The sequence below is a fragment of the Mesorhizobium sp. CO1-1-8 genome (assembly GCF_020164875.1).
Taxonomy (GTDB): domain Bacteria; phylum Pseudomonadota; class Alphaproteobacteria; order Rhizobiales; family Rhizobiaceae; genus Mesorhizobium.
Genome location: NZ_JAIUGZ010000014.1, coordinates 74699 through 99357, shown reverse-complemented (window position 1 = coordinate 99357; position 24659 = coordinate 74699). Strand labels below are relative to the sequence as shown.

General features: G+C 64.2%; 20 protein-coding genes and 1 pseudogene. 14 read left to right on the top strand and 7 right to left on the bottom strand.

Annotated features, from left to right (window positions below):
- Positions 1–5: 5 nt before the first annotated feature.
- From LB558_RS24845 to LB558_RS24830, 4 genes are read left to right on the top strand one after another with little or no spacing between them, the layout of a single operon-like run.
- Positions 6–1568, top strand: coding sequence for a putative N-acetylmannosamine-6-phosphate 2-epimerase (locus LB558_RS24845; RefSeq protein WP_224699969.1), 1563 nt, complete (start codon positions 6–8; stop codon positions 1566–1568).
- Between the two features lie 52 nt (positions 1569–1620).
- A complete protein-coding gene (locus LB558_RS24840) occupies positions 1621–2946 on the top strand; it encodes an ABC transporter substrate-binding protein (protein ID WP_412033499.1) in 1326 nt (441 codons plus the stop codon).
- A gap of 56 nt (positions 2947–3002) precedes the next feature.
- A complete protein-coding gene (locus LB558_RS24835) occupies positions 3003–3869 on the top strand; it encodes a carbohydrate ABC transporter permease (protein WP_224699967.1) in 867 nt (288 codons plus the stop codon).
- A 2-nt stretch (positions 3870–3871) separates the two neighbouring features.
- On the top strand, positions 3872–4693 hold the full coding sequence (locus LB558_RS24830; protein WP_224699966.1) for a carbohydrate ABC transporter permease: 822 nt from the start codon (positions 3872–3874) through the stop codon (positions 4691–4693).
- On the opposite strand, the gene LB558_RS24825 is transcribed toward LB558_RS24830, so the two are convergent.
- Positions 4690–5817 (bottom strand): NAD(P)/FAD-dependent oxidoreductase, encoded by a 1128-nt coding sequence (locus LB558_RS24825; protein ID WP_224699965.1) that lies wholly within the window; start codon positions 5815–5817, stop codon positions 4690–4692. The two genes, LB558_RS24830 and LB558_RS24825, sit on opposite strands and share 4 nt — an antisense overlap.
- Positions 5818–6382: 565 nt before the next feature.
- Positions 6383–6508, bottom strand: a pseudogene (locus tag LB558_RS33255) (acetylornithine deacetylase); the annotation flags it as partial.
- Between LB558_RS33255 and LB558_RS24815 the strand changes: the two are divergent.
- The 10 genes from LB558_RS24815 to LB558_RS24770 all read left to right on the top strand — a co-directional run bounded on the left by LB558_RS24815 (position 6507) and on the right by LB558_RS24770 (position 19990).
- Positions 6507–8576 carry an NAD(P)-binding protein gene (locus tag LB558_RS24815; RefSeq protein ID WP_224699963.1) on the top strand — a complete coding sequence of 690 codons (2070 nt, stop codon included), beginning with the start codon at positions 6507–6509 and terminating at the stop codon, positions 8574–8576. The pseudogene LB558_RS33255 and the gene LB558_RS24815 overlap by 2 nt on opposite strands.
- 80 nt (positions 8577–8656) lie before the next feature.
- Entirely contained in the window at positions 8657–9259 is a 603-nt protein-coding gene (locus LB558_RS24810) for an ANTAR domain-containing response regulator (protein WP_224699962.1), read from the top strand.
- A gap of 2 nt (positions 9260–9261) precedes the next feature.
- A complete protein-coding gene (locus tag LB558_RS24805) occupies positions 9262–10500 on the top strand; it encodes a CmpA/NrtA family ABC transporter substrate-binding protein (RefSeq protein WP_224700046.1) in 1239 nt (412 codons plus the stop codon).
- 356 nt (positions 10501–10856) lie between these two features.
- A complete protein-coding gene (locus LB558_RS24800) occupies positions 10857–12173 on the top strand; it encodes a CmpA/NrtA family ABC transporter substrate-binding protein (RefSeq protein WP_224699961.1) in 1317 nt (438 codons plus the stop codon).
- Positions 12174–12239: 66 nt separating this feature from the next.
- Positions 12240–13130 carry a nitrate ABC transporter permease gene (ntrB, locus tag LB558_RS24795; protein ID WP_224699960.1) on the top strand — a complete coding sequence of 297 codons (891 nt, stop codon included), beginning with the start codon at positions 12240–12242 and terminating at the stop codon, positions 13128–13130.
- An 11-nt stretch (positions 13131–13141) separates the two neighbouring features.
- Positions 13142–13939 (top strand): ABC transporter ATP-binding protein, encoded by a 798-nt coding sequence (locus LB558_RS24790; protein ID WP_224699959.1) that lies wholly within the window; start codon positions 13142–13144, stop codon positions 13937–13939.
- A gap of 4 nt (positions 13940–13943) precedes the next feature.
- Positions 13944–16394: a nitrite reductase large subunit NirB gene (gene nirB / locus LB558_RS24785; protein ID WP_224699958.1), complete on the top strand. Its 2451-nt coding sequence runs from the start codon at positions 13944–13946 to the stop codon at positions 16392–16394.
- Between the two features lie 64 nt (positions 16395–16458).
- Positions 16459–16788, top strand: coding sequence for a nitrite reductase small subunit NirD (gene nirD, locus LB558_RS24780; RefSeq protein WP_224699957.1), 330 nt, complete (start codon positions 16459–16461; stop codon positions 16786–16788).
- 4 nt (positions 16789–16792) lie between these two features.
- The gene (locus LB558_RS24775; RefSeq protein WP_224699956.1) at positions 16793–19627 is read left to right on the top strand and encodes a nitrate reductase; all 2835 of its coding nucleotides are present in this window, start codon (positions 16793–16795) and stop codon (positions 19625–19627) included.
- 96 nt (positions 19628–19723) lie between these two features.
- Complete coding sequence (locus tag LB558_RS24770) at positions 19724–19990, top strand: BrnA antitoxin family protein (RefSeq protein WP_224699955.1); 267 nt, start codon at positions 19724–19726, stop codon at positions 19988–19990.
- 17 nt (positions 19991–20007) lie between these two features.
- Here LB558_RS24770 and LB558_RS24765 read toward each other — a convergent pair whose 3' ends face one another.
- Genes LB558_RS24765 through LB558_RS24745 form a run of 5 tightly spaced genes read right to left on the bottom strand, consistent with a single transcriptional unit; the run spans position 20008 to position 24636 of the window.
- Positions 20008–20364, bottom strand: coding sequence for a cupin domain-containing protein (locus tag LB558_RS24765; RefSeq protein ID WP_224699954.1), 357 nt, complete (start codon positions 20362–20364; stop codon positions 20008–20010).
- Positions 20365–20419: 55 nt separating this feature from the next.
- Positions 20420–21802, bottom strand: coding sequence for an NAD(P)/FAD-dependent oxidoreductase (locus LB558_RS24760; RefSeq protein WP_224699953.1), 1383 nt, complete (start codon positions 21800–21802; stop codon positions 20420–20422).
- A 29-nt stretch (positions 21803–21831) separates the two neighbouring features.
- Positions 21832–22941, bottom strand: coding sequence for an ABC transporter ATP-binding protein (locus tag LB558_RS24755; RefSeq protein WP_224699952.1), 1110 nt, complete (start codon positions 22939–22941; stop codon positions 21832–21834).
- A gap of 1 nt (position 22942) precedes the next feature.
- Complete coding sequence (locus tag LB558_RS24750; RefSeq protein ID WP_127256040.1) at positions 22943–23731, bottom strand: ABC transporter permease; 789 nt, start codon at positions 23729–23731, stop codon at positions 22943–22945.
- Positions 23728–24636: an ABC transporter permease gene (locus tag LB558_RS24745; RefSeq protein WP_224699951.1), complete on the bottom strand. Its 909-nt coding sequence runs from the start codon at positions 24634–24636 to the stop codon at positions 23728–23730. Before LB558_RS24745 ends, LB558_RS24750 begins: the two co-directional genes overlap by 4 nt.
- Positions 24637–24659: the final 23 nt, after the last annotated feature.

The window sequence follows — 24659 nt, the reverse complement described above, 5'->3', positions numbered from 1 at the left end:
CCGACGTGCAGCGACAAGACATCGCCAACAGTCTCATCGTGTCCTGCCAGCCGGTTCCCGGCGGCCCGATGGACAGTGCGCAATTTGTGACAGGTTTTGCCAGGGCCGCTCTTGAAGCCGGAGCCAAGGCCCTGCGCATCGAATCCGTGCCCTATGTCGCGGCCACCCGCCTGGCCGTCCGCGTGCCGATCATCGGTATCGTCAAGCGCGATCTCACCGACAGCCCCGTGCGCATCACACCCTATCTGGCCGATGTCGAGGCCCTGGCCGAGGCGGGCGCCGATATCATCGCTTTCGATGCGACGGACCGTGTCCGTCCCGTTCCTGTCGAAGCGCTTGTGAAAGCCGTCAAGGCCAGGAACAAGCTGGCCATGGCCGATTGCTCTTGCCTTGACGACGCGCGCCGGGCCCTTGCCGCAGGTGTCGATTTCGTCGGCACGACGCTTTCCGGCTATGTCGGCGGGCCGGAGCCGAAAGATCCGGACATCGCCCTCATCGCTCAAATGCGAACCCTGACCCCCTACGTCATCGCCGAAGGGCGTATCCGGTCGCCGGAGCAGGCGGCTGCCGCCGCGCGCGCCGGCGCCTGTGCCGTGGTTGTCGGCTCGGCGATCACCCGTACCGAGCATGTCACCTCATGGTTCCACCAGGCGATTTCCGACGCCTATGCGGCAAGAGGCGCGCAAACCGTTCTTGGCCCAACCGTGCTGGCCCCAACAGTGCTGGGCCCAACCGTGCTGGGCATCGACATCGGTGGAACCAAGACCATGGCCGCGCTGGTCAGCGGCGGCAAGGTGACCGAGGACATGATCGTGCCGACCGCGCGAGAGGCTGGGCCCGATACCTGGCTGGCTTCCCTGGCGGAAAGCACGTCGGCATGGTCCGGCCGCTTCCGTCGCGTCGGCATCGCGGTGACCGGACTGGTGCAGGATGGACGTTGGTCGGCGTTGAACCCGGCGACGCTTGGCATTCCCGATGACTACCCGCTGGTCGAAAGGGCATCAGCTGTTTTCGGCAAGCCGGTCTGTGCGTTCAACGATGCCCAGGCAGCTGCCTGGGGCGAACACAAATTCGGCGCCGGGCAAGGCCGCGACATCGTCTTTCTGACCATCTCGACCGGAATTGGCGGCGGCATCGTTTGCAACGGCCGATTGCTGTCCGGTCTAGCCGGTCACTTCGGTCTGATCCGTGGCCTGTCTGAAGACCGGGCTCCGCTCGAAGACGGCACCTCCGGCCGCTGGATCGCCTCGCAAGCCCTCAAGGCCGGCTTCAAGGCCGATGCCGCCGATGTGTTCGGGCATGCGCTGAAGGGGGAGGCCTGGGCCGGCGCCATCGTCTCGCAGAGCGCCTCGCGGGTCGCAACGCTGTGCCGGGACATTCAGATGATGTTCGATCCGAAATCGATCGTCATCGGCGGCAGTATCGGTCTTGCCGAGGGTTATCTCGACCGGGTGCGCGCGCATCTGGGCGAGGTTCCACCGCGCCTTTCCTCCGATCTCGTTGCGGCGAAGCTCGCAGGCCACGCCGGCGTCATCGGCGTGGCCGACCTTGCCGAATGGGCAAGGTAACGGCGCCCCCGGTCATGCCATGTAAAGATCATCAAAAAAGAAGGGAACGATCATGAAATTGAGCAGGACGTCTTTTGCGCTTATGGCCACCCTCCTTGCGGGGACGGCTTTGCCGACCTTTGCCAACGCAACCGTGACCGTGCTCGGCTGGCCTGGCGGCTCCGAGGAAACCGCACTGCGGGCAACTGTGGAAACCTACAACAAGCAGGCAAGCGATGCCGACAAGGTGGAGCTGCTGTTCTTCAACCGCGAAGGCTTTTACGACAAGCTGCAGGCCGACATGGCGGCCGGATCCAGTGCCTTCGACGTGAACCTCGTCGCCACCTACTCCCTCGGTCGCTACGCGCCCTATATGGAGCCGGTCGATCTTGGCGCGGACGCGGCCAAGGTTTTCGGCGAATCCGTTCTCAAGACGATGCAGTTCGACGGCAAGCAATACGGCGTGCCGACAGACCTTTCGTTGCACTTCATGTACTACCGCAGGGATCTCATCGACGCCTTGATGAAGGATGATGCCGCAAAGAAGACCTATGGTGAAATCGCCCAGAAATATCTCGGCAAGCCGCTGCAGCCGAAAGACCCGGACAGCTGGACCTGGGACGACTGGGCGGCCACCGCCCTGTATTTCACCAAGCAGGTGAATCCCGACAGCCCGGTGCGTTACGGCACGGTCCTGCAGATGAAGAACCTGCTGTTCAACATGATGGTCTTCCAGTCGCTGCCGCGCTCCTACGGCGGCGACTGGATGGACAAGGACGGCAATGTCACGGTGGATTCCGATGCCTACAAGACCGGCCTCGAGCTCTACAAGAAACTCTATGATGCCGGGTCTTCGCCCAAGGATTCGCTGAGCTACGAATATGCTGAAACCAACGCGGCCTTCGCATCCGGTCAGGCGGCGACGGCGCTGCAGTGGAATGCCGCGGCGGCGGATCTGACCAGCACCGAAAAATCCCCGGCCGTCGCCGAGGCGACGGGGATCGTCGCGCCGCCGGCAGGTCCCGACGGACGCGCTGATCATATCCACGGCCTTGGTTTGGGCCTCAACAAGAACGCCAAGAACAAGGAAGGCGCCGTCAAGTTCCTGAAGTGGCTCGCCACCGAGGATGCGGCCTTGCTCTATGCGCGCAGCGGCGGTTCGCCGGCATTGTCTCCCGATGTCGTCGCCAAGGTTGCGAAGGAACGTCCCGACCTCGTCAAGCTCGGCGAATTCGCCAGCAAGTACGGCTATGTCATGACCGGAGCGACGTCCGCGGGTGCGCTTCCAGTCTATGAGCTGCAGGCAAAGGAGTTTACCGGCTACTGGTCCGGCCAGCAGAGCCTCGAGGATGCGCTCGCCCACACCAAGGCGGGCATGCAGGACCTTCTGAAAAAATGAACCATTTGCCGGACGCCGGGTCGAGGCTCGGTGTCCGGCGCGTTTGGCGGATCGACATGGCCCTTGTGACACGTGCCGAAGGCAGGATGTATCTGACGCCGCTGGTCGGCTTCCTGCTGCTGTTCCTCGGCTTTCCGGCGATCGTCAATCTGATCTATTCCGTTTCGACCGTCACATTCGAGACGCTGCGCAGTCCGGTGTTGAGCGGCTTCGGCAACTATGTCGCGGTGTTGAACGACCGCGAATTCTGGAGCTCGGCCTGGTTCTCTCTGCGCTTCGGTATTCTTACCGCATCGGCGGAATGTCTGATCGGTCTTTTCCTTGCCATCTTCCTGGCGCCGCTTCTGAGCAAGCGCCCAGTCCTGATGGCGCCGTTGATGCTGCCGCTGATGGTCGCGCCGGCCATGGTCGGTCTCATGTACCGGCTGGTGCTGCATGAATTCGCGGGGCCCGTCCCCCACTATCTCTTCGAATGGTTCGGCGACAGCCCGGCCTTCCTCGATATCAACAATGCCTTCCGCACCCTTGTCGTCGTGGAGACGCTGCAATGGACGCCTTTCGCCTTCCTGCTCTTCTACATGGCCTATTCGGCCATACCGCTCGACGTGCGCGAAGCCTCCTCGCTCGATGGCGCATCACCGTTTGAGATCGTCCGCTGGATCGACCTGCCGTTGATGAAGCCGACGCTGGTCATCGCGTTTTTCATCCGTTTCATCGACGGTTTCCGAGTGTTCGACAATGTCTACGCACTGACAGGCAGTGGTGCAGGCGGCTCGACAACCTCCTTGTCGATCTACATCTACCAGGCCTTCTTCAAGGAAGGGGCAATCGGCAAGGCGGTCGCCGCCTCGGTTGTCCTGTTTGTGGCGTCGTTCATCGTTCTCCACGGGCTCAACCGGCTTGCCGGCCGCGGGAAGCTTTGACGATGGTCAGGGTACTGCGCTGGATCGTTTTTGCCATCGCCGTGCTGGCGATGAATTTCCCCATTATCGTGACGCTGATCACATCGCTCAAAAGCCAGCGCGAGCTTTCGACGAACCCGGGTTTGTGGATCAGCCAGCCGACGCTCGACAACTATCTGGAGGTTCTGACGCAGACCGGCCGCTTCAACATCTATGCCTATCTGCTGAACAGCACAGTGGCGGCGCTGATCGGAACCGGTCTTGCGATCGTGCTCGCGTTCCCGGCTGCCTATGCGATCGCGCGTAGCGAGGCGGGAAAGCGCTTGGTCCTGCCGATCGTCATCAACCTTCGCGCCGTGCCGCTGATCATCTTCGCGATCCCGCTCTACATGATGTACCAGTGGCTGGGTCTGCTCGATACGCGGATCGGGCTCGGGCTCATCCTGACCATCGTCAACGCGCCGCTTGCGCTCGTCATCCTGGTGAACGCGATTTCAGATGTGCCGGTCGAACTCGACGAGGCGGCGAAAGTCGATGGCGCAAGTTCCTTGCAGGTGATGATGATGATCGTCCGGCCCGTCATCCGACCGGCGCTGGTCACAACCTTCATCTTCGGCTTCATCACCGCCTGGAACGAATTCCTCTTCGGCCTCATGCTGACAACCAGCCGTGCCGTGCCGATGACGGTCGGCGCATCCTTCTTCTTCGCCGCGAGCGGCGGTGGCGTAAAATGGGGAACCGCTTCCGCCGTCATGATGCTGGGCGCTTTGCCGCCGGCCTTGCTGGGGCTTGTGATGTATCGGCAGATATCGGGATCCATGACCGCTGGAGCGGTCAAAGGCTAAAGCAAGAAGAAGTTCGTCTTTCTGACAAGCTGGACAACCCTATCCGACAGCGCGAGCGCACTCGTCAGGCCAGGTGACTCGATTCCGAAAAGACTGATCAGCCGTCCGGACGGATCTGCCAGAATGTCGAAATCACCGAACTGCAACCCGTTCGTTTTAGGCCGCAGCCCGCAATAGCTCGGCTCCAGTTCCCCGTCTCTCAGCCCCGGCCAATAGCGTCGGATGGCCGCGTAAAATGGTGTGGCCCGAGTTGGGTCGACCGCGTAGCCGATCTCATCGACGGGCTCGACGTCCGGCCCGAAACGGACGGATCCGGCCATATCCAGCGTCAGGTGAACTCCGAGGCCGCCTGGTTCCGGAACCGGATAGACAAGATGGTTGATGGACGGGCGGCGTCCAAGCGCAAAGTAATTGCCTTTGACGTAGGTGACATCTGGGATTTTGCCGCCATGACCGCCCGCAAAGCCCCGGGCAATGAGATGGGCTGACAATCCCGCCGCGTTGATGACGAGATTCGCAGCAATCCGATAGCCTTCCATATCGCCACCAAACTGGAGTTCGCAGCCCGTTTCGGCGACGCTGCCGCCGAGAACCGGCGCGCGAAACGCAAAGGTGGCACCGGCATTCTCGGCATCACCCTGTAACCCCAGCATCAGCGCGCGGCTGTCGACGATCCCCGTGCTGGGGGACAAAAGCGCGCCGGCGACATCGAGTTCAGGCTCAAGCCGTTCGACATCCGTGCGGCTGAGCATCTCCAGGTCCGCAACACCATTGTCCGCAGCCTTGGTCCGGATCCCCTCCAGGATCGGCAATTCCGCGTCGCCGGCAGCGACAATCAGCTTGCCGATGCGTTTGTGCGGAATCCCGCGCGCTTCGCAATAGCGGTAAAGCGCGTTCTTTCCTTCGACACATAGCTGCGCTTTCAAGCTGCCCTTCGGATAGTAGATCCCGGCATGGATGACCTCGCTGTTGCGGCTCGACGTGCCCAGCCCGGGGCTGGCCTCGGCCTCCACGACAAGAACCTCGCGTCCGTCGAGCGCCAGCCGCCGCGCAATCGCCAGGCCGACGACGCCGGCGCCGATGACGATGCAATCGACTTTCTCGTCGGGGATTCCCATCGTCATTCGCCAGGTCCCAGGGAACAATGCAGGACGTGCAAGCAGGCCTCACCAGAATTGCGGGCCCACCGAAGGAGCCACGAGCGTGACATGTCACTCCACCGGCGAGCAATGTCCAGGCCATTGAGCGACAAGCACGAAGGCCCACGATCAGGCTGCCCAATATATCCGCACCAGGGCTGATGGGAAAATTGCCGAGGCTCCCACCCCTTTCACCGTTACCAACACCGGCGCGGTGGAAGGCACTGAGACCCGCCAGCTCTATGCCCGTTACGGCAAGCCCCGCCTCAAGCGGCGTCAAAGTTGCGCTGCTCTTTCCCGGAGTTGCACAGCAGATATCGGGGTCCATGATCGCCGGGCGCGGTCCAAGGCTGGAGTCTGGAATAGATCCGCGGTGCTCCCAAGCTGACCGAGCAAGAAATGGTGCGGCTTGCTGATGGCGAGATCGCGATGGCGCAGACGCAGCGCGGGCTGGTTAGGTCCAGCCTAAGCCGAACTACTGAAAATCATAATTTGTGCAGCGCACCCAACGTGCTTTGCTCCGACATCGGCTGAAAGAGAACAAGAAAAGAACGATGTCGATCAGGCTGCGCACACCGATGCAGCCGATCTCCTCGTCGTAGGAGAGTGCCAGGTGCAGCGGTGTCCGCAGCGTCACTTTCGAGGCCTTGAGGCAGGCCGCAAGCGCGCAGGCCATGCGCGATCCGCGCTATGACATTCTGTTCGAGCCCGTGAAGATCGGTCCGGTGACCGCCAAGAACCGCTTCTACCAGGTGCCGCATTGCAATGGCGGCGGCTATCGCGATCCTTCGGCCGCGGCCGAGATGCGCCGCATCAAGTCGGAAGGCGGCTGGGGCGTCATCTTCACCGAGCAGACCGAGATGCACCACACTTCGGAGATCACGCCCTTCATCGAGCTCAGACTGTGGGACGATGCCGATATCCCGGCCCTGGCGAAGATGGCCAAGGCCATGCACCAGCATGGCGCGCTGGCCGGCATCCAGCTGGCCTATTCAGGCATCAACGGGCCGAACCTCTACACCAAGGAAGTGCCGCGCGGGCCGTCGGCTTTGCCGATCCGGACCTTCACCAACGATCCGGTGCAGGCGCGCGCCATGGACAAGCAGGATATTCGCGACCTGCGCCGCTGGCACCGCAATGCGTTCAAACGCGCCAGGCTGGCGGGCTTCGACCTGGTCTGCCTCTACGGCGCGCATGGCTTCGGCATTATCCAGCACTTTCTGTCCACGGCCACCAACCAGCGCAGCGACGAATATGGCGGCTCGCTGGAAAATCGCTCGCGGCTGATGCGCGAGCTGATCGAGGAGGGCAGGGATGCCATCGGCGACACGTGCGGCCTGACGCTGCGGCTGTCGCTGGACGAGATGATCGGCGAGCTCGGCTTTGCCAATTCCGAAGTGCGCGACATGATCGAGATGCATGCCGACCTGCCCGACCTCTGGGATCTGGCGCATGGCGCCTGGGAGGACTGCTCCGGGCCGTCGCGGTTCAAGGAGGAGGGCGCGCAGGAGAGCCTGGTGTCCGGCATCAAGAAGCTGACCTCGAAGCCGGTCGTCGGCGTCGGGCGGTTCACGTCGCCTGACGTGATGGTGAAGATGATCAAGTCCGGTGCGCTCGATTTCATCGGCTGCGCGCGGCCGTCGATTGCCGATCCCTTCCTGCCGAAGAAGGTGGAGGAAGGGCGGATCGAGGACATTCGCGAATGCATCGGCTGCAACATCTGCATCACCGGCGACATGACCATGTCAATCTCGCGCTGCACGCAGAACCCGACCTTCATGGAGGAGTGGCGCAAGGGCTGGCATCCCGAACGCATGCAGGCCAAGGGCGACAGCGACAGCGTGCTGATCGTCGGCGCCGGCCCGGCCGGGCTGGAGGCCGCCCGCGCGCTTGGCCTGCGCGGCTATCAGGTGGCCATCGCCGAAGCCGGCACCGAACTTGGCGGCCGGGTGGCGCGCGAATGCCGCTTGCCCGGCCTCTCCGCATGGGGTCGCGTCCGCGACTACCGCCAGTACCAGATCAGCCAGATGTCCAATGTCGACGTCTATTTCGAAAGCCGATTGTCGGCCGACGACATACTCGCCTTCGGCTTTCAAAACATTGCCATCGCCACCGGCTCGACATGGCGCCGCGACGGCGTGGCGCGCGCGCATGTCGTGCAGATGCCGGTGGACCCGGCCATGCCGGTGTACACGCCGGACGATCTGATGGGCGGCAATGTGCCGACCGGCAGTGTCGTGCTGTTCGACGACGACCACTATTACATGGGCGGTGTTCTGGCCGAGCTGATGGCGCGCCAGGGCGCAAGGATCACGCTGGTGACGCCTTCGGCCTATGTGTCCGACTGGACCCGCAACACGCTGGAGCAGGGCGCCATCCACCGCCGGCTGGCAGAACTCGGCGTCGAGATCGTGCTGAACCGGACTGTGACGCGCATCGTGGCTGGTGGGGTTGTCACTGCCTGCGCCTATACGGGCAGCCAGCGTGACATCGCCGCGGATGCCGTGGTGCTGGTGACGTCGCGCCAACAGGATGACGGCGTCTGGCATGAGCTCAAGGCGCGGCGGGACGAATGGGCCGACAGTGGAATCCGCTCGATCAAGGTCATCGGTGACGCCGAAGCTCCGGGTCCGGCCGCCTGGGCAACCTATGCCGGCCACCGCTTCGCGCGCGAGCTGGACGAAGCCGATATCGGCGACGCACTGCCCTTCCGCCGCGAGGTGACGGCGCTGGCGGCGGATTAGGCTCCTGCGGCGGTCAGCGAATATCGGGTTGTTCAACCATACCGCATTGCACAATTCCTTCGCTTGGTCACAATGCTGGCATGGTTCGAACCACACTCGCCGTCCTGGTGATCGATGAAAACCGCATCCGCGCCGCGATCATCGAGGCGGGGCTGCGCGAGGCCGGTCATGAGCGGGTCACCGTCATCCATGACGTGACCGGCATTGCACGGCGGATCGCCGAGATCGAGCCCGATGTCATCGTCATCGATCTCGAAAACCCGAATCGCGACATGCTGGAAAACATGTTCCAGCTTTCGCGTGCCGTAAAACGGCCGATCGCCATGTTCGTCGACCGCTCCGACCAGGCCTCGATCGAGGCAGCGGTCGATGCCGGCGTTTCAGCCTATGTCGTCGACGGTCTGCGGCAAGAGCGCGTCAAGCCGATCCTCGACATGGCGGTCAGCCGCTTCAACGCCTTTTCGCGCATGGCGCGCGAACTGGAAGAGGTTCGCGGCGAGCTCGAGAGCCGCAAGGTGATCGACCGTGCCAAGGGCATCCTGATGAAATCGCGCGGCCTCTCCGAAGAGGCAGCCTACACGCTGCTGCGCAAGACGGCGATGAACCAGAACCGCAAGATCGGCGACATCGCCCAGAGCCTGGTGACTGCCGCCGGGCTGCTCGGACCGGCGGAGGACGAATGAGCATGACTGCCGCGCACCAGGTCACCGCCGGCTTCATGCCGCTTTTCGACAGCGCAGTGCTGGTCGCGGCCGGCGAGCTCGGCTTCGCGGCACGGGAAGGCATCGATCTCACCCTGCACCGCGAGACGTCCTGGGCCAACATCCGCGACCGCATCGCCATCGGTCACTTCCATCTCGCGCATATGCTGGGACCGATGCCGCTCGCCTGCAATCTCGGGCTGACGCCGCTCGCTTCGGAAACCATCGTGCCGTTCTCGCTCGGGCTCGGCGGCAATTGCGTCACCGTCTCCAACGCCGTTTGGGCTGGGATGGCGGCGCATGGCGCAGAGGCCGACCTCGATCCGGCGCGCGCCGGCGCCGCCCTTGGCGCGCTCATCCGCGAGCGCGCCGCGGCCGGTGGCGATCCGCTGCGTTTTGCCGTGGTGCATCCCCATTCCGGGCATAATTACGAATTGCGCTATTGGCTCGCCGCCTGCGGCATCGATCCGACGCGCGAAATCGAGATCGTCATCGTGCCGCCGCCCTTCATGGCGGATGCGCTGGCCACGGGCCGCATCGACGGCTACTGCGTCGGCGAACCCTGGAACAGTGCTGCGGTTGCCGCCGGCACCGGGCATATCGTCACCGTCAAGGCGCGGATATGGCGCAACAGCCCGGAGAAGGTGATCGGCGTGCGCAAGGCCTGGGCGGATGAGAATCCCGAGGCCTTGGCGGCGCTGCTGCGCGCGCTGCATCATTCGGCGCGCTGGTGCCAGGATCCGGCCAACCATGGGGAATTGGCTGCCGTCATGGCGCAGCCCGGCTTCCTCGGCCTGCCGCAGGCCGTCCAGATGCCGATCCTGACCGGCCATCTCCGACTGGGCGGCGGCGCGGAGCGGACCATCGACGACTTTTTCCTCCCCTTCGACAAGGCGGCGAACTTTCCGTGGAAGAGCCATGCGCTGTGGTTCTACACGCAGATGGTGCGCTGGGGGCATGTGGCGCACACGCCGGAAAACCTTGCCATCGCCCGCGACTGCTACCGTCCCGACCTCTACCGCTCGGCCCTGGGGCCGCTTGGCGTGGCACTTCCCGGCGCCAATTCGAAAGTCGAGGGCGCGCTCAAGGTTGCAACCGCGGTCGGCGCGACAGGGGCTGGCCTCGTGCTTGGCCCGGACGGGTTCTTCGACGGCCAGATCTTCGATCCCGACGAGATCGACGCCTACATCGCCAGCCAGAAATCGGCCCGCGGGGAAGCCTGATCATTTTCGCGTCATTCTTGTGCATTGCACAAAAATTGTGCGCCCGATTGCCCTAATGAACAATCTTTGGCCCGCCAGCCATAGGGCCCGACGTGTCGGTGACCGGCATGCATTGGTGATTTCATTGATCTTTTTCATCTCTGTCGAAACTGGCACGGTTCCTGCTTTGAAATAGACAGGCCCTTCGCGGGTCACGGAACAGGCGTCCAATGGCGGGCGCCACAGGCAAAGCTGCCGCTCAGGTTAATGCGCGCTCCCGGTCACCCGGACGCGAAGACCTGGCTGGCGGCTTTTTTGTTTTGATCAACACGCAATCGACGACGCGGATCCCAAGCCGCGCCCAACCGGAGACGACGATGACGAAACGGATCAGGACTGGAACGACTCTCAAAGACATGACGCGCCGCGATTTTCTGGTCAGCAGCGCGATGACGGCGGCACTGTTCGTGGCGGCCCGCAAGCTTTTCCCTTCCGGCGCCTATGCTGCGACCGCTACTCCGGAGGTCACCGGCGCCAAGCTCGGCTTCATTGCGCTCACCGATGCGGCACCGCTGATGATCGCCAAGGAGAAGGGGCTGTTCGCCAAGTTCGGCATGCCCGATGTCGAGGTGCTCAAGCAGGCCTCCTGGGGTGCGACACGCGACAATCTGATGCTCGGCGGTGCGGCCAACGGCATCGACGGCGCCCATATCCTGACGCCGCTGCCTTACCTCATGCACACCGGCAAGGTGACGCAGAACAACCAGCCGATGCCGATGGCGATCGTGGCGCGGCTCAACTACGACTGCCAAGGCATTTCGGTCGCCCAGGAATATGCCGGCACCGGTGTCGGCCTCGATGCCTCCAAGCTGAAAGACGCCTTCGCCGCCAAGAAGGCGGCCGGTAAGGAAATCAAGGCCGCCATGACTTTCCCGGGCGGCACCCATGATCTGTGGCTGCGCTACTGGCTGGCCGCCGGCGGCATCGACCCCGACAAGGACGTCTCGACCATCGTCGTGCCACCGCCGCAGATGGTGGCCAACATGAAGGTCAGCAACATGGACGTGTTCTGCGTCGGCGAGCCGTGGAACGAGCAACTCGTCCACCAGGGCGTCGGCTTCACCGCCGCCACGACGGGCGAGTTGTGGAAGGGTCATCCGGAAAAGGCGCTCGGCCTGCGCGCCGAATTCATCGAGAAATACCCGAACGCCACCAAGGCGATCCTGATGGCCGTCATGGAAGCGCAGCAATGGTGCGAGGCTGCTGAGAACAAGGACGAGATGGCCGCCATCATCGGCAAGCGGCAATGGATGAACGTGCCCGTCGCCGACATCATCGGTCGCCTCAAGGGCGACATCAACTACGGCAATGGCCGCGTCGCCAACGGCACCGATCTCTACATGAAGTTCTGGAAGGGCGGCGTCTCCTATCCGTTCAAGAGCCACGATACGTGGTTCCTCGCCGAGAACATCCGCTGGGGAAAGTTCGCGGCGACCACCGACATCAAGGCGCTGGTCGACCAGGTCAACCGCGAGGATCTGTGGCGCGAGGCGGCCAAGGATCTCGGCGTCGCGGCAGCCGACGTTCCGGCGTCGTCGTCGCGCGGCGTCGAGACCTTCTTCGACGGCAAGATCTTCGATCCGGCCAACCCGTCCGCCTATCTCGACAGCCTGAAGATCAAGGCCTCGGCGTAGCCTAACAGCAAGCGGCGCCCTGCGCCGCTTGCGATCACTACCTGCCCCAAGGAGTTTTCCCCAGACATGTCGATCCAGACTATCGAGGACACCAAGGTGAAGGCCTTTCCTGCGAAGCCGGCAGCGGTCATCGCCTTCACCGCCAGGGCGCGGCGGCGCTTCGATCCGCTCGCCATCGCCGGCAAACTGGCGAGCGCGCTGATGCCGCCCATCGTCGTCATCGCGCTGATGCTGGTCGTCTGGCAGATCGCCTGTTCGTCGCCGACATCAAGCCTGCCGCCGCCGACCCAGGTGTGGAACGAGGCCTACGATCTGATCGCGCATCCGTTCTTCGACAATGGTCCGCAGGATATCGGGCTGGCATGGCGCGTGCTGATCTCGCTGCAGCGCGTTGCCATCGGTTTCGGCCTGGCGGCGGTCGTCGGCGTCGCTCTCGGCGCGCTGGTCGGCCAGTCGATCTGGGCGATGCGCGGCCTCGACCCGGTGTTCCAGATCCTGCGCACGGTGCCGCCGCTGGCCTGGCTGCCGCTGTCGCTAGCGGCGTTCCGCGATTCCAGCCCGTCAGCGATCTTCGTCATCTTCATTACGTCGATCTGGCCAATCATCATCAACACCGCGGTCGGCGTGCGCAACATTCCCGAGGACTACCGGAACGTCTCGCGCATCCTGCGGCTCAACCAGTTCGAATTCTTCGTCAAAATCATGGTGCCGGCCGCCGCGCCTTACATCTTCACCGGCTTGAGGATCGGCATCGGCTTGTCCTGGCTCGCCATCGTCGCCGCCGAAATGCTGACCGGCGGCGTCGGCATCGGCTTCTTCATCTGGGATGCGTGGAACTCGTCGCGGCTGCCCGACATCATCGTCGCGCTTGCCTATATCGGCGTCACCGGCTTCTGCCTCGACCGGCTGGTCGCGGCAGTCGGCGCCTTCGTCACCCGCGGCACGGCGGCAAAGTGAGGAGAGGGGCGATGACGGCCTATCTGAAGCTCGACCATATCGACAAATCCTTCACGCGTGGTGCCCAGGTCAGCGAGGTGTTGAAGGACATCCGGCTGACCATCGACAAGGGCGAATTCGTCTCCATCATCGGCCATTCCGGTTGCGGCAAGTCGACCTTGCTCAACCTGATCGCCGGGCTGACCAAGGTGTCCGCCGGCGCCGTGCTGCTCGAGGACAAGGAGGTCGACAGCCCCGGTCCCGAACGCGCCGTGGTGTTCCAGAACCATTCGCTGCTGCCGTGGCTGACCGTCTACGAAAACATCAATCTGGCGGTGTCGAAGGTCTTCGGCCGGACCAAGAGCAAGGCTGAGCGGCATGACTGGATCATGCGCAATCTCGACCTCGTGCAGATGGCGCATGCCAAGGATAAACGCCCGGCTGAAATATCGGGCGGCATGAAGCAGCGCGTCGGCATCGCCCGGGCGCTGGCGATGGAGCCGAAGATCCTGCTGCTCGACGAGCCGTTCGGTGCGCTCGATGCGCTGACGCGTGCCCATCTGCAGGACGCGGTGATGGACATCCATTCCAGGCTCGGCTCAACGACGATCATGATCACCCATGATGTCGACGAGGCGGTGCTGCTGTCCGACCGCATCGTCATGATGACCAACGGCCCGGCGGCGACCATCGGCGAGGTGCTTGCCGTGCCGCTGGCGCGGCCGCGCCGGCGCGTCGAACTCTCTTCCGACCGGACCTTCCTGCGCTGCCGCGAGGCGGTGCTGAAGTTCCTCTACGAACGCCACCGCTTCGTTGAAGCCGCGGAGTAGCACCATGAGCGAAAGACTTGTCATCATCGGCAATGGCATGGCCCCCGGGCGCATGCTGGAGCACCTGCTGGAACAGGCTCCGGGCCGCTACACCGTCACCATCTTCAACGCCGAGCCGCGCGTCAATTACGACCGCATCATGCTGTCGCCGGTGCTGTCGGGCGAGAAGGCCTATGAGGAGATCATCATCCACGGCGACGGCTGGTACATCGCCAACGACATAACCCTCTACAAGGGCCACAAGATCGTCGCCATCGACCGGGCGGCGAAGACCGTCACCTCCGATCATGGCGTCACCGAACCCTACGACAAGCTCGTCATCGCCACCGGCTCGGTACCGTTCATCATTCCGGTGCCCGGCCATGACCTGCCGGGCGTGCTGACCTATCGCGATCTCGACGATGTGCAGGCGATGATGCTCGCCGCGCAGTCGCGGGCCAAGGCGGTGGTCATCGGCGGCGGCCTGCTCGGTCTGGAGGCGGCAGCGGGCCTCAACGCGCAAGGCATGGACGTCACCGTGCTGCATGTCATGCCGACGCTCATGGAGCGCCAACTCGATCCGGCCGCCGGTTATCTGCTGCAGCGTGCAGTGGAGCAGCGCGGCATCAAGGTCATCACCAAGGCCAACACACAGGCGATCACTGGCAACGGCAAGGTGGGGCAGGTGGAACTGGCCGACGGCACCATCATCCCGGCGACGCTGGTGGTCATGGCCGTCGGCATCAGGCCGAATTCGGCTTTGGCCAAACAGGCCGGCATTGCCGCTAACAGGGGCATCGTCGTCGACGCCGGCATGCGCAGCAACGATCCCGACATTTACGCGCTCGGCGAATGTGCCGAGGTCAACGGCCAGGTCTATGGCCTCGTCGCGCCGCTCTACGAGATGGCGCGCGTTACAGCCAGCCAGCTTGCCGGCAACGAAGCGGCGGCCTTCGTCCATATGGACACGCCGACCAAGCTCAAGGTCACCGGCATCGACCTGTTCTCGCTCGGCGACTTCGCCGAGGGCGAGGACCGCCAGGAAATCGTGCTGCGCGATGCGGCGGCCGGCGTCTACAAGCGCCTTGTCCTGAAGGACGACCGCATCATCGGCACCGTGCTCTACGGCGAGACGGCCGACGGCGCCTGGTTCAACGACCTGAAGAAGAAGCAGACCGATATTTCCGAAATGCGCGATACGCTCATCTTCGGCCAGTCCTACCAGGGGGGTGCCCCGCTGGACCCTATGGCGGCCGTTGCAGCCTTGCCGGATGATGCGGAAATCTGCGGCTGCAACGGCGTTTGCAAGGGAAAGATCACTGGCGCGATTACGGGGAAGGGCCTGACCTCGCTGGACGATGTGCGCGCCCATACCAAGGCGTCCGCCTCCTGCGGCTCCTGCACGGGCCTGGTCGAGAAACTGATGGTGCTGACCCTCGGCGACACGTACAATCCCGCCGCCGTGCAGCCGATGTGCTCCTGCACCACCCTCGGCCATGACGAGGTGCGCCGGCTGATCAAGGCCAAGAGCCTGAAGACTATTCCCGCCGTCATGCAGGAACTGGAGTGGACGACCTCCTGCGGCTGCGCCAAATGCCGGCCGGCGCTGAACTACTATCTCGTCTGCGACTGGCCGGACGACTACGCCGACGACTACCAGTCGCGCTTCATCAACGAGCGCGTTCATGCCAACATCCAGAAGGATGGCACCTATTCGGTGGTGCCGCGCATGTGGGGCGGCGTCACCAATGCCGCCGAACTGCGCGCCATCGCCGATGTCGTCGACAAGTTCGAGATCCCAATGGTCAAGGTCACCGGCGGCCAGCGCATCGACATGCTCGGCATCCGCAAGGAGGACCTGCCGGCGGTGTGGGCCGATCTCGGCCAAGCCGGCTTCGTCTCCGGCCACGCCTATGCCAAGGGCCTGCGCACGGTGAAGACCTGCGTCGGCTCGGACTGGTGCCGCTTCGGCACGCAAGATTCGACGGGCTTCGGCGTCCGCATCGAAAAATTCATGTGGGGCTCGTGGACGCCGGCCAAGGTCAAGATGGCGGTGTCGGGCTGTCCCCGCAACTGCGCCGAGGCGACCTGCAAGGATGTCGGTGTCATCTGCGTCGACTCCGGCTACGAGATCCATTTCGCGGGGGCAGCCGGCCTCGACATCAAGGGCACCGAGGTGCTCGGCCTGGTCAGGACCGAGGACGAGGCGCTGGAGCATATCGTGGCGCTGACGCAGATGTACCGCGAGCAGGGCCGCTATCTCGAGCGCATCTACAAATGGGCCAAGCGCATCGGCATCCCCGAGATCAAGCGCCAGATCATGGAGGATGGCGAGAAGCGCAAGGCCTTCTACGAGCGCTTCGTCTTCAGCCAAAAATTCGCCCAGGTCGACCCGTGGTCGGAACGCGTTTCCGGCAAGGACAAGCACGAATTCCGGCCGATGGCCTCGGTCGGGTTTGCGCAGGCGGCGGAGTGAGCGCGTGTTCCCGAAAAGTGGAAACCGGTTTTCGGTCAAGAACACGCGCAAAAAGGAAATCTAGATGAACTGGGTATCAATCGGCTCCATCTCCGACATCCCCCGCCGCGGCGCGCGCTGCGTCGCAACGCCCGAGGGGAAAATCGCGGTCTTCCGCACCCAGGACGATCAGGTCTACGCCATCGACGACCAATGCCCGCACAGAGGCGGACCGCTCAGCCAGGGCATCGTGCACGGCACGGCGGTGACCTGCCCCTTGCACAATTGGGTGATTTCGCTGGAGACGGGCAAGGCGCTCGGCGCCGACGAGGGCGCGGTGCGCACCATTCCGGTGCGGGTCGAAAGCGAGCGTCTGTTCATTGCGCTGGAAGCGCTGGCCAGCCGCGCGGCCTGAACTCATGGAGATCGACGAAGCGCGCGAGGTGAGGACCACCTGCCCCTATTGCGGGGTGGGCTGCGGCGTGCTGGCGAAGGTCGCCGCGGACGGGCAGGTGTCCGTCCGCGCCCCCCCCGACCACCCGGCCAATTTCGGCCGGCTCTGCTCCAAGGGCTCGGCACTGGCCGAGACCATTGACCTCGACGGCAGGCTGCTCCATCCGGAGATCCACGGCCGCCGCGCCGGCTGGGACGAGGCGCTCGACCTCGTCGCCTCGACCTTCTCGCAAACCATCGCCGAGCACGGCCCGGATGCGGTCGCCTTCTACGTCTCCGGCCAGTTGCTGACCGAGGACTATTACGTCGCCAACAAGCTGATGAAGGGCTTTGTCGGCTCAGCCAACATCGACACCAATTCGCGGCTGTGCATGGCCTCCTCGGTCGCTGGCCACCGCCGCGCCTTCGGCGCCGACACCGTGCCGGGAAATTACGAAGACCTGGAGCTTGCCGACCTGATCGTGCTGGTCGGCTCCAATCTCGCCTGGTGCCATCCCGTGCTCTACCAGCGCATCGCCGCGGCCCGGGAAAAGCGGCCTGACATGAAGATCGTGCTGGTCGATCCGCGCCGCCCCATGACCGCTGACATTGCCGACATGCACCTGGCGATCGCGCCGGATGGCGATGTCGCTTTGTTCACCGGCCTGCTCGCCTGGCTCGGCCAGCACAATGCGGTCGACCGTGCCTACATCACGACGCACACCACCGGCTTCGGGCAGGCGCTTTTCGCTGCATCGGCGCTCGACCTGGCCAGCGTTGCCGCCGCCACAGGCCTGAGCGAGGACGAGCTTGGCCGTTTCTACAGCCTGTTTGCGGCGACGGCCAAGACAGTGACCGTCTACAGCCAGGGGGTGAACCAATCGTCTTCGGGCACCGACAAGGTCAACGCCGTCATCAACTGCCATCTGGCCACAGGCCGCATTGGCAAGCCCGGGGCAGGGCCGTTCTCGGTGACAGGCCAGCCAAACGCCATGGGCGGACGCGAGGTCGGCGGCATGGCCAACATGCTGGCCGCCCATATGGAGATCGAAAACCCCGACCATCGCGACCGTGTGCAGCGCTTCTGGAACGCACCTGGTATCGCGCAGAAGCCCGGCCTGAAGGCAGTCGAGATGTTCCAGGCGTTGGCCGACGGCCGCATCAAGGCGCTGTGGATCATGGCCACCAACCCGGTCGATTCGATGCCGGATGCCGGCGCCGTCGAAGCGGCGATCAAGGCGTGCCCGTTCGTCGTGGTGTCAGACGTGTTGGCCCAGACCGACACCGTCCGCCACGCCCATGTCCGGCTGCCCGCCGCCGCCTGGGGCGAGAAGGACGGCACCGTCACCAATTCCGAGCGCCGTATCTCACGCCAGCGCGCTTTTTTGCCCGTGCCCGGCGAGGCAAGGCCCGACTGGCGGATTGTCGCCGAGGTGGGCAAGCGGATGGGGTTTGGCGAGGCGTTTTCCTATGCGTCGCCGGCGGAGGTGTTCGCCGAGCACGCCGCGCTGTCGGGGTTCGAGAATGACGGCGTGCGGGATTTCGATATTGGTGCTTATGCTCGGATTGTTGGAGAAGACTACGACGCATTGAGGCCTTTCCAATGGCCGGCGCCGAGCCCAGTCACCCCCCTCTGGCCTGCCGGCCATCTCCCCCGCAAGGGGGGAGATCGGCTGTCATCACGGCCTTCGCCAGGCACCAACGGTAGAAGCGAGGTGTCGTCGCCAAAATTGCCGATCTCCCCCCTTGCGGGGGAGATGGCCGGCAGGCCAGAGGGGGGTGTCCAGGCTGGGCGTCAACCGGTTCGCTTCTTCGCCAACGGTAATTTCTACACGCCCGACCGCAAAGCGCGCTTCATCGCCATCCGCCCGACCACGGAAGTTCGCACCAGCCCCGACTATCCGCTGATCCTCAACACCGGCCGTATCCGCGACCATTGGCACACCATGACGCGGACGGGGAAAAGCCCGCGGCTTTCGCAGCACATCGCCGAACCCTTCGTCGAAATCCACCCGGCGGATGCGCAGCGCTTCGGCATCGGCGACGCCGACATCGCACGCGTTTCCAGTCCGCGCGGCGACGTGCTGGTGCGTGCGTTGGTGACGGCGCGCCAGCGCCAGGGCAGCCTGTTTGCGCCGATGCATTGGACCGATCAGTTTGCGGCAAGGGGCCGGCTCGACACGCTGACCGCGCCGCTCACCGATCCGATTTCCGGCCAGCCGGCGCTGAAACATGTCGCTGCCCGTATTGAGAAATTCACCGCAAAGGCCTTCGGTTTTGCTGTGACGCGGCAGAGACCGGCGCCTGATACCGCAGCCTACTGGGCCGTGGCCAAATGCAAGGGCGGCTGGCGGGTCGAACTGGCCTTTGCCGACGACCAGATCGACTGGGCCAGCTTTGCCGGGTCGCTGTCCGGCGCGTCACCGGGCGCGGAAATGCTTGCCTATCACGACCGCGACGCCGGCCAGCATCGCATCGCCGCCTTCCACGGGGATCAACTGTCCGCGGCCTTGTTCGTCGCACCCGGCCCGGTGGCCGTGTCGCGCGGCTGGGCGGCGGAACAGTTGAGCGCCGATCATGTCGACCGGCGCGGCAGGCTGGCGATTGTGGCCGGGCGGCCGGGCGGGATCGACGTCGATCGCGGCGCCATCGTCTGCTCCTGCTTCGGCGTCGGCGCTAACCAGATCGCGGAAGCGGTGCGCGGCGGCTGCGGCAGCGTCGCGGCAATCGGCGCGGCCCTGCATGCCGGCACGAATTGCGGCTCCTGCCGCGCCGAGATCAGGATCATCGTCGACGCACAGAGCCTTCAAGCAGCCGAGTGATTGCCCATCAAAGGGCCTGCGCGACGGCGCTGGTTGGGCTATGGTGGTGCAAGCTTGCAGTGTCGAGCACGAATCGTCTTCAGTCAGGGTCACCCAATGGCAAATCCTCCCCGCCGACCGACAAATCCGATGACGGCCGCCGAGGCGGCTTTCAAGCCGGTGAAGAAGCCGGCGGCTCCAGTTCGTGAGCCCTCCGCCGCTCCAGGCGTCAGGGAGCTTGTTTCGATCCGGATCGACCGCGCCGTGCTGGACCACTTCCAAGAGGATGGACCCGGCTGGCAGGATCGCATCAACGACGCCTTGCGGCAGGTGATAGAAGGCAAGCCTGTTGTCACTGAGGGCAATCGTTCAGACGACGAGTAGCGGCTGTTCCAGCCAGATCACGCCTCGAAGTGCATGATATAGAGCTTCCGCGTCTTCTCGTGGATCGTCCATTCGCCTTTCCAGCCTTTCGGCAGCACCAGCATTTCGCCCGGGCCGACGTCCTCGCTGCGGCCATCGGGACCATGCAGCGAGACGCGGCCCGAGACGATGTGGCAGGTTTCGGAATTGCTGTCGCGCGAGGCCGTGAAGCGGCCTGATGTGCACTCCCAGACGCCAACTTCCAGCGTGCCGTCCGGCGAGGTCCACAGCGTCTTCGACGCTTCGAGCTGATCGCCGCTGATGGAGGTCGGCTTGGGCTCGGGCTCGCCGAGATCGATGGAGGCGAGGTGGGCGAAGGTCTGGAAGTCGGTCATGGCGGTCTCCGGGCAGGCACTGAAAATGCAGAAGGATTTGGAATCGCTCCGAGGCTCAATGCCCGGTGATGCGGTCGGCGATCGCGGCCAGTTTCGACGTGTGCTGGAGGCCGGCTTCCTCGCGCTCGTCGGCGACGCGGTAGAGCTGATACATCGAGTGGACACCGAGCCAGCGCATGGGCTCTGGTTCCCACTTGCTGACCTTTCGGTTGACCCAGGGCAGGCGGGTCAGTTCGGTGTCGCGGCGCAGGATGAGGTCGCGCAGCGTGCGGCCTGAAAGGTTCGAACTCGAGACGCCGAGCCCGACATAGCCGCCGGCCCAGCCGATGCCGGTTTCAAGGTCGAGGCCTGATGTCGTGCACCAGTCGCGCGGCACGCCAAGCACGCCGCACCAGGCGTGGTCGATGCGAAGCCTGGCTGTCTGCGGCAGCAGCCGGGTGAGGATGGCATGCAGGCTCTCGATGGTCGCCTGCTGCGTCTGGCCGCGCACATCCGTTTGCGATCCGTAGCGATAGGGTACGCCGCGTCCGCCCATGGTGATGCGGCCTTCCCTCGTGCGCTGGGCATAGCAATAGGCATGCGCTGCATCGCCCAGAAGCTCATGGCCTTGCCAGCCGATCTCGTCCCATAAGGATTGCGGCAGCGGCTCGGTGATGATCTGCGCGCTGTTGAGCGGCAACCAGAGCCGCTCATTGCCTGATATGCCGGCCGTGAACCCTTCGGTGGCACGGATGATGATCGGCGCGCGCACGGTGCCGCGGTTCGTCGTGACCTTGCCCTTCTCGATGCCGGTCACGGTGGTCTGTTCGTAGATCGGCACGCCAAGCCGTTCGACGGCTTCGGACAGGCCGCGCACCAGCTTGGCCGGCTGCACGCGCGCGGTGCCGTGGTGGATGTAACCGCCAAGCACATTTTTGATGTTGATGCGGGCCTTGGCCTCTGCCCGGCCGATCAGGCTGACGCGGTCCTGCGGCACGCTCCAACCGATCGCATCGGCATAGGCGGCCTTGATCCGTTCGAGCTGCGGCGGGTTGGTGGCAACCGTCAGATTGTCGACACGGCGGATGTCGGCATCGATGCCTTCGGCCTCGGTCACCGCGATCACTTCGTCGACCGTGCCATGCATGGCGGTTTCCATGTCGATGACGGCGCCGCGCGTCGAGGTCTGCAGATATTTCTCGCGCGACCAGCTGAAGCCGCCGGACAGCCAGCCGCCATTGCGGCCCGACGCGCCGAAGCCGGCGAACTCCCGCTCGACGATGGCGATGCGGATCGATGGATCGGCCTGCTTGAGATAGTAGGCCGTCCACAGCCCGGTGTAGCCGGCGCCGACGATGCAGACATCGGCTTCGAGGTCGCCCGGGAGCGGGGCGCGATAGGCCGGCAGACCAATGTCTGCATACCAGAACGAGACGTTGCCGTTGACTTTGGCGTCCATGTCTAAAAATCCTGCGGGGAAAGGAGCGATCAGGTCATCGTCATGTCGGCGCGATCGTCGTCGGCAAGAAGTTTTGCATCGACGACCGACCAGCGCAGATCGACCGTGTCACCAATCGAGAACGGTGTGGCTTCCAGCGACGAGCGCACGATGGCGACCGAGCCATCGCGAAGCGTCACCTGGTATTTCGAACCCGATCCCAGATAGATCGCTTCGCTGACCTCACCGGTGAGGCTGTTCTGTCCGGCAGCGGGCGGCGTGTTGGTCCCGGCAAGCGAAAGCTTTTCCGGGCGCAGCAGGAGCACCGGATTGCAGCCGCCGGCAAGCTTGCCGTTGGCCACGATCTTCTGACCGGCGATCGTCAGGCTGGTCTCGTTTCCGGACGTCTGGGCCTCCCCGCGCAGGCTGGTCGATTCGCCGATGAACTTGGCTACGAACAAGGTCGTCGGCTCGTCGTAGAGCTGGCGGCCGGTTCCGACCTGTTCGATGCGTCCCTGGTTGAAGACGGCGATGCGGTCGGACAGGACCAGCGCCTCTTCCTGGTCATGCGTGACATAGACAAAAGTGGTGCCGAGTTCGCGGTGGATGCGCTTGATTTCCAGCTGCAGCCATTCGCGCAGTTTCTTGTCGAGCGCGCCGAGCGGCTCGTCCATCAACAGCAGCGGCGGATCGAACACGATGGCGCGCGCCAGCGCCACGCGCTGCTGCTGGCCGCCTGAGAGCTCTGAGGGATAGCGATGCGCGAAGTCGGCCATCTTGACCATGTCCAGCGCGCGTACGACGAGACGGTCGCGCGCCTGCTTGTCCATGCCGCGCAAGGTGAGGGGATAGGCGACGTTCTTGCCGACAGTCATGTGCGGAAACAGCGCGTAGTGCTGGAAGACGACGCCGATGTTGCGCTTGTGCGCCGGCAGGGCGACGATGCTTTTGCCGCCGACGGCAAGATCGCCTGATGTGAGGTCGGTGAAGCCCGCAACGACGTTGAGCGTGGTGGTCTTGCCGGAGCCGCTAGGCCCCAGCAGCGTCATGAACTCGCCCGGCTCGATATGCAGGCTGACATCGGCGAGCGCGGTGAAATTGCCGTAGCGCTTGATTGCCCCCTTGATGTCGATGGCCGCGCCACGTTCCCTCGCAGTCATCTCAACTCCTCGTCGATTTCGAGCTGATGATCAGCCCCGCGCTGATGATCAGCGTCGTGGCAATGAAGATGATGGTTCCGACGGCCGTCACCGTCGGGTCTGCGTCGCGGGTGATGCTGGTGAAGATCTGCACGGGCAAGGTCTTCAAATACGGGCTGGTGATGAACAGCGCGACGATGATTTCATCGAAGGAGGTGACGAAGGCAAACAAAAGCCCGGACAGGATGCCGGGCGCGATCAGCGGCAAGGTCACGGTGCGGAAGGCGGTGAAGCGATCGGCGCCGAGGCTAGCCGCCGCCGTCTCCAGCCGCACGTCGAAGACTTCGAGGCTTGCCGATACGGCGATGATGACGAAAGGGATCGCCAGCATCGTGTGCGCGATGACGAAGCCGGTGGTGGTGCCGACCAGCTGGTAGTCGAGGTAGACGGCATAGATGCCGATCGCCAGCACCACGCCGGGCACGATCATCGGCGTGATCAGGATGGCACGCAGCAGGCCGGCGCCGGAGTGTTTCATGCGGCTCAGGCCGAGTGCGGCCAGCGTGCCGATCAGCGTGGCGGCGACGGCGACGAGGCCCGCGACCCTGAGCGAATTGAAGAAGCTCGACAGCCAATCTGGGTTGGTGAAGAAATTCTCGTACCATTGCCAGGAGAAGCCGGAGGGCGGGAAGGCAAGCGACTTCTTCTCGTTGAACGACATCGGGATGATGACCAGCGTCGGCATCACCAGCCACACGGCGACCAGCAGGCAGAACAGGCCGAGCAGAATGCGGAATGGTGCCAGTCTCATGATCTGGACGCCTGCTTGTGGCGCTGGCGCATCAGCGGGGCGGCGAGCGCCAGAAGCACGAAGGTCGCGACCAGCAGCACGACGCCCATAGCGCCGCCGCGGCCCCAGTTGAGCAGGCTGAGTACCTGGCTCTGCACCAGCGTCGACAGCATGGTGCTGCGCGGGCCGCCGAGCAGGGCCGGCGTAATGTAGAAGCCGAGCGACAGGATGAAGACGATGATGGCGCCGGCGAAAACGCCGGGCAGCGACAGCGGCAGATAGATCTGCAGGAAGGCGCGTGCCGGGCGCGCACCGAGGCTGCGCGCCGCCTGCACGAGGCGCAGATCGATGCCGCGCATGACCGAATAGAGCGGCAGGATCATGAACGGCAGCAGCACCTGCGCCATGCCGATGACCACGCCGGTCTGCGTGCGGATCAGCTTCACGCCGTCAAAGCCGAACAGCCTGATGACCGAATTGATTATGCCGGAATCCTGCAGCAGGATGACCCAGGCCAGGGTGCGCACCACGCCGCTGACCCAGAATGGCACCAAAACGCACAGGATGAGGACCAGCCGCAGGCGCGGCCCGACGGCCGTCATGAGATAGGCATAGGGATAGGCTGCGATCACGCAGACGATGGTGACCCAGGCGGCGATAGAAAAGGTGCGCCACAGGACGGTGACGTTCACCGGCGTGGAAAAGAACCAGACATAGTTCTGCAGGCCCCAGGCCGGGTCCGAAAAACTGCGCAGCGTGACGGTCAGCAAGGGATAGCCCATAGCCGCGATAAGCAGGAGCAGGGCCGGCATCGCCAGCAGCGATGGATAGGCGGCAAGGCGCAGGCGCCGCTGCGGCCTCTGCACGGCACCTGACGGCCGGGGATGATCACCCCCGGCCGTCGGCGTATGCGATGTCTGGCTCACGCCGTCACCTCTGTGGTAGCCGG

Coding starts and splice junctions, on each gene's coding strand:
- LB558_RS24775 (WP_224699956.1), top strand. CDS start 16,793: ATGGAGATCGACGAAGCGCGCGAGGTGAGGACCACCTGCCCCTATTGC.
- LB558_RS24830 (WP_224699966.1), top strand. CDS start 3,872: ATGGTCAGGGTACTGCGCTGGATCGTTTTTGCCATCGCCGTGCTGGCG.
- nirD (WP_224699957.1), top strand. CDS start 16,459: ATGAACTGGGTATCAATCGGCTCCATCTCCGACATCCCCCGCCGCGGC.
- LB558_RS24815 (WP_224699963.1), top strand. CDS start 6,507: ATGCGCGATCCGCGCTATGACATTCTGTTCGAGCCCGTGAAGATCGGT.
- LB558_RS24835 (WP_224699967.1), top strand. CDS start 3,003: ATGGCCCTTGTGACACGTGCCGAAGGCAGGATGTATCTGACGCCGCTG.
- LB558_RS24810 (WP_224699962.1), top strand. CDS start 8,657: ATGGTTCGAACCACACTCGCCGTCCTGGTGATCGATGAAAACCGCATC.
- LB558_RS24825 (WP_224699965.1), bottom strand. CDS start 5,817: ATGACGATGGGAATCCCCGACGAGAAAGTCGATTGCATCGTCATCGGC.
- LB558_RS24755 (WP_224699952.1), bottom strand. CDS start 22,941: ATGACTGCGAGGGAACGTGGCGCGGCCATCGACATCAAGGGGGCAATC.
- LB558_RS24805 (WP_224700046.1), top strand. CDS start 9,262: ATGACTGCCGCGCACCAGGTCACCGCCGGCTTCATGCCGCTTTTCGAC.
- nirB (WP_224699958.1), top strand. CDS start 13,944: ATGAGCGAAAGACTTGTCATCATCGGCAATGGCATGGCCCCCGGGCGC.
- LB558_RS24750 (WP_127256040.1), bottom strand. CDS start 23,731: ATGAGACTGGCACCATTCCGCATTCTGCTCGGCCTGTTCTGCCTGCTG.
- ntrB (WP_224699960.1), top strand. CDS start 12,240: ATGTCGATCCAGACTATCGAGGACACCAAGGTGAAGGCCTTTCCTGCG.
- LB558_RS24800 (WP_224699961.1), top strand. CDS start 10,857: ATGACGAAACGGATCAGGACTGGAACGACTCTCAAAGACATGACGCGC.
- LB558_RS24770 (WP_224699955.1), top strand. CDS start 19,724: ATGGCAAATCCTCCCCGCCGACCGACAAATCCGATGACGGCCGCCGAG.
- LB558_RS24765 (WP_224699954.1), bottom strand. CDS start 20,364: ATGACCGACTTCCAGACCTTCGCCCACCTCGCCTCCATCGATCTCGGC.
- LB558_RS24760 (WP_224699953.1), bottom strand. CDS start 21,802: ATGGACGCCAAAGTCAACGGCAACGTCTCGTTCTGGTATGCAGACATT.
- LB558_RS24840 (WP_412033499.1), top strand. CDS start 1,621: ATGAAATTGAGCAGGACGTCTTTTGCGCTTATGGCCACCCTCCTTGCG.
- LB558_RS24790 (WP_224699959.1), top strand. CDS start 13,142: ATGACGGCCTATCTGAAGCTCGACCATATCGACAAATCCTTCACGCGT.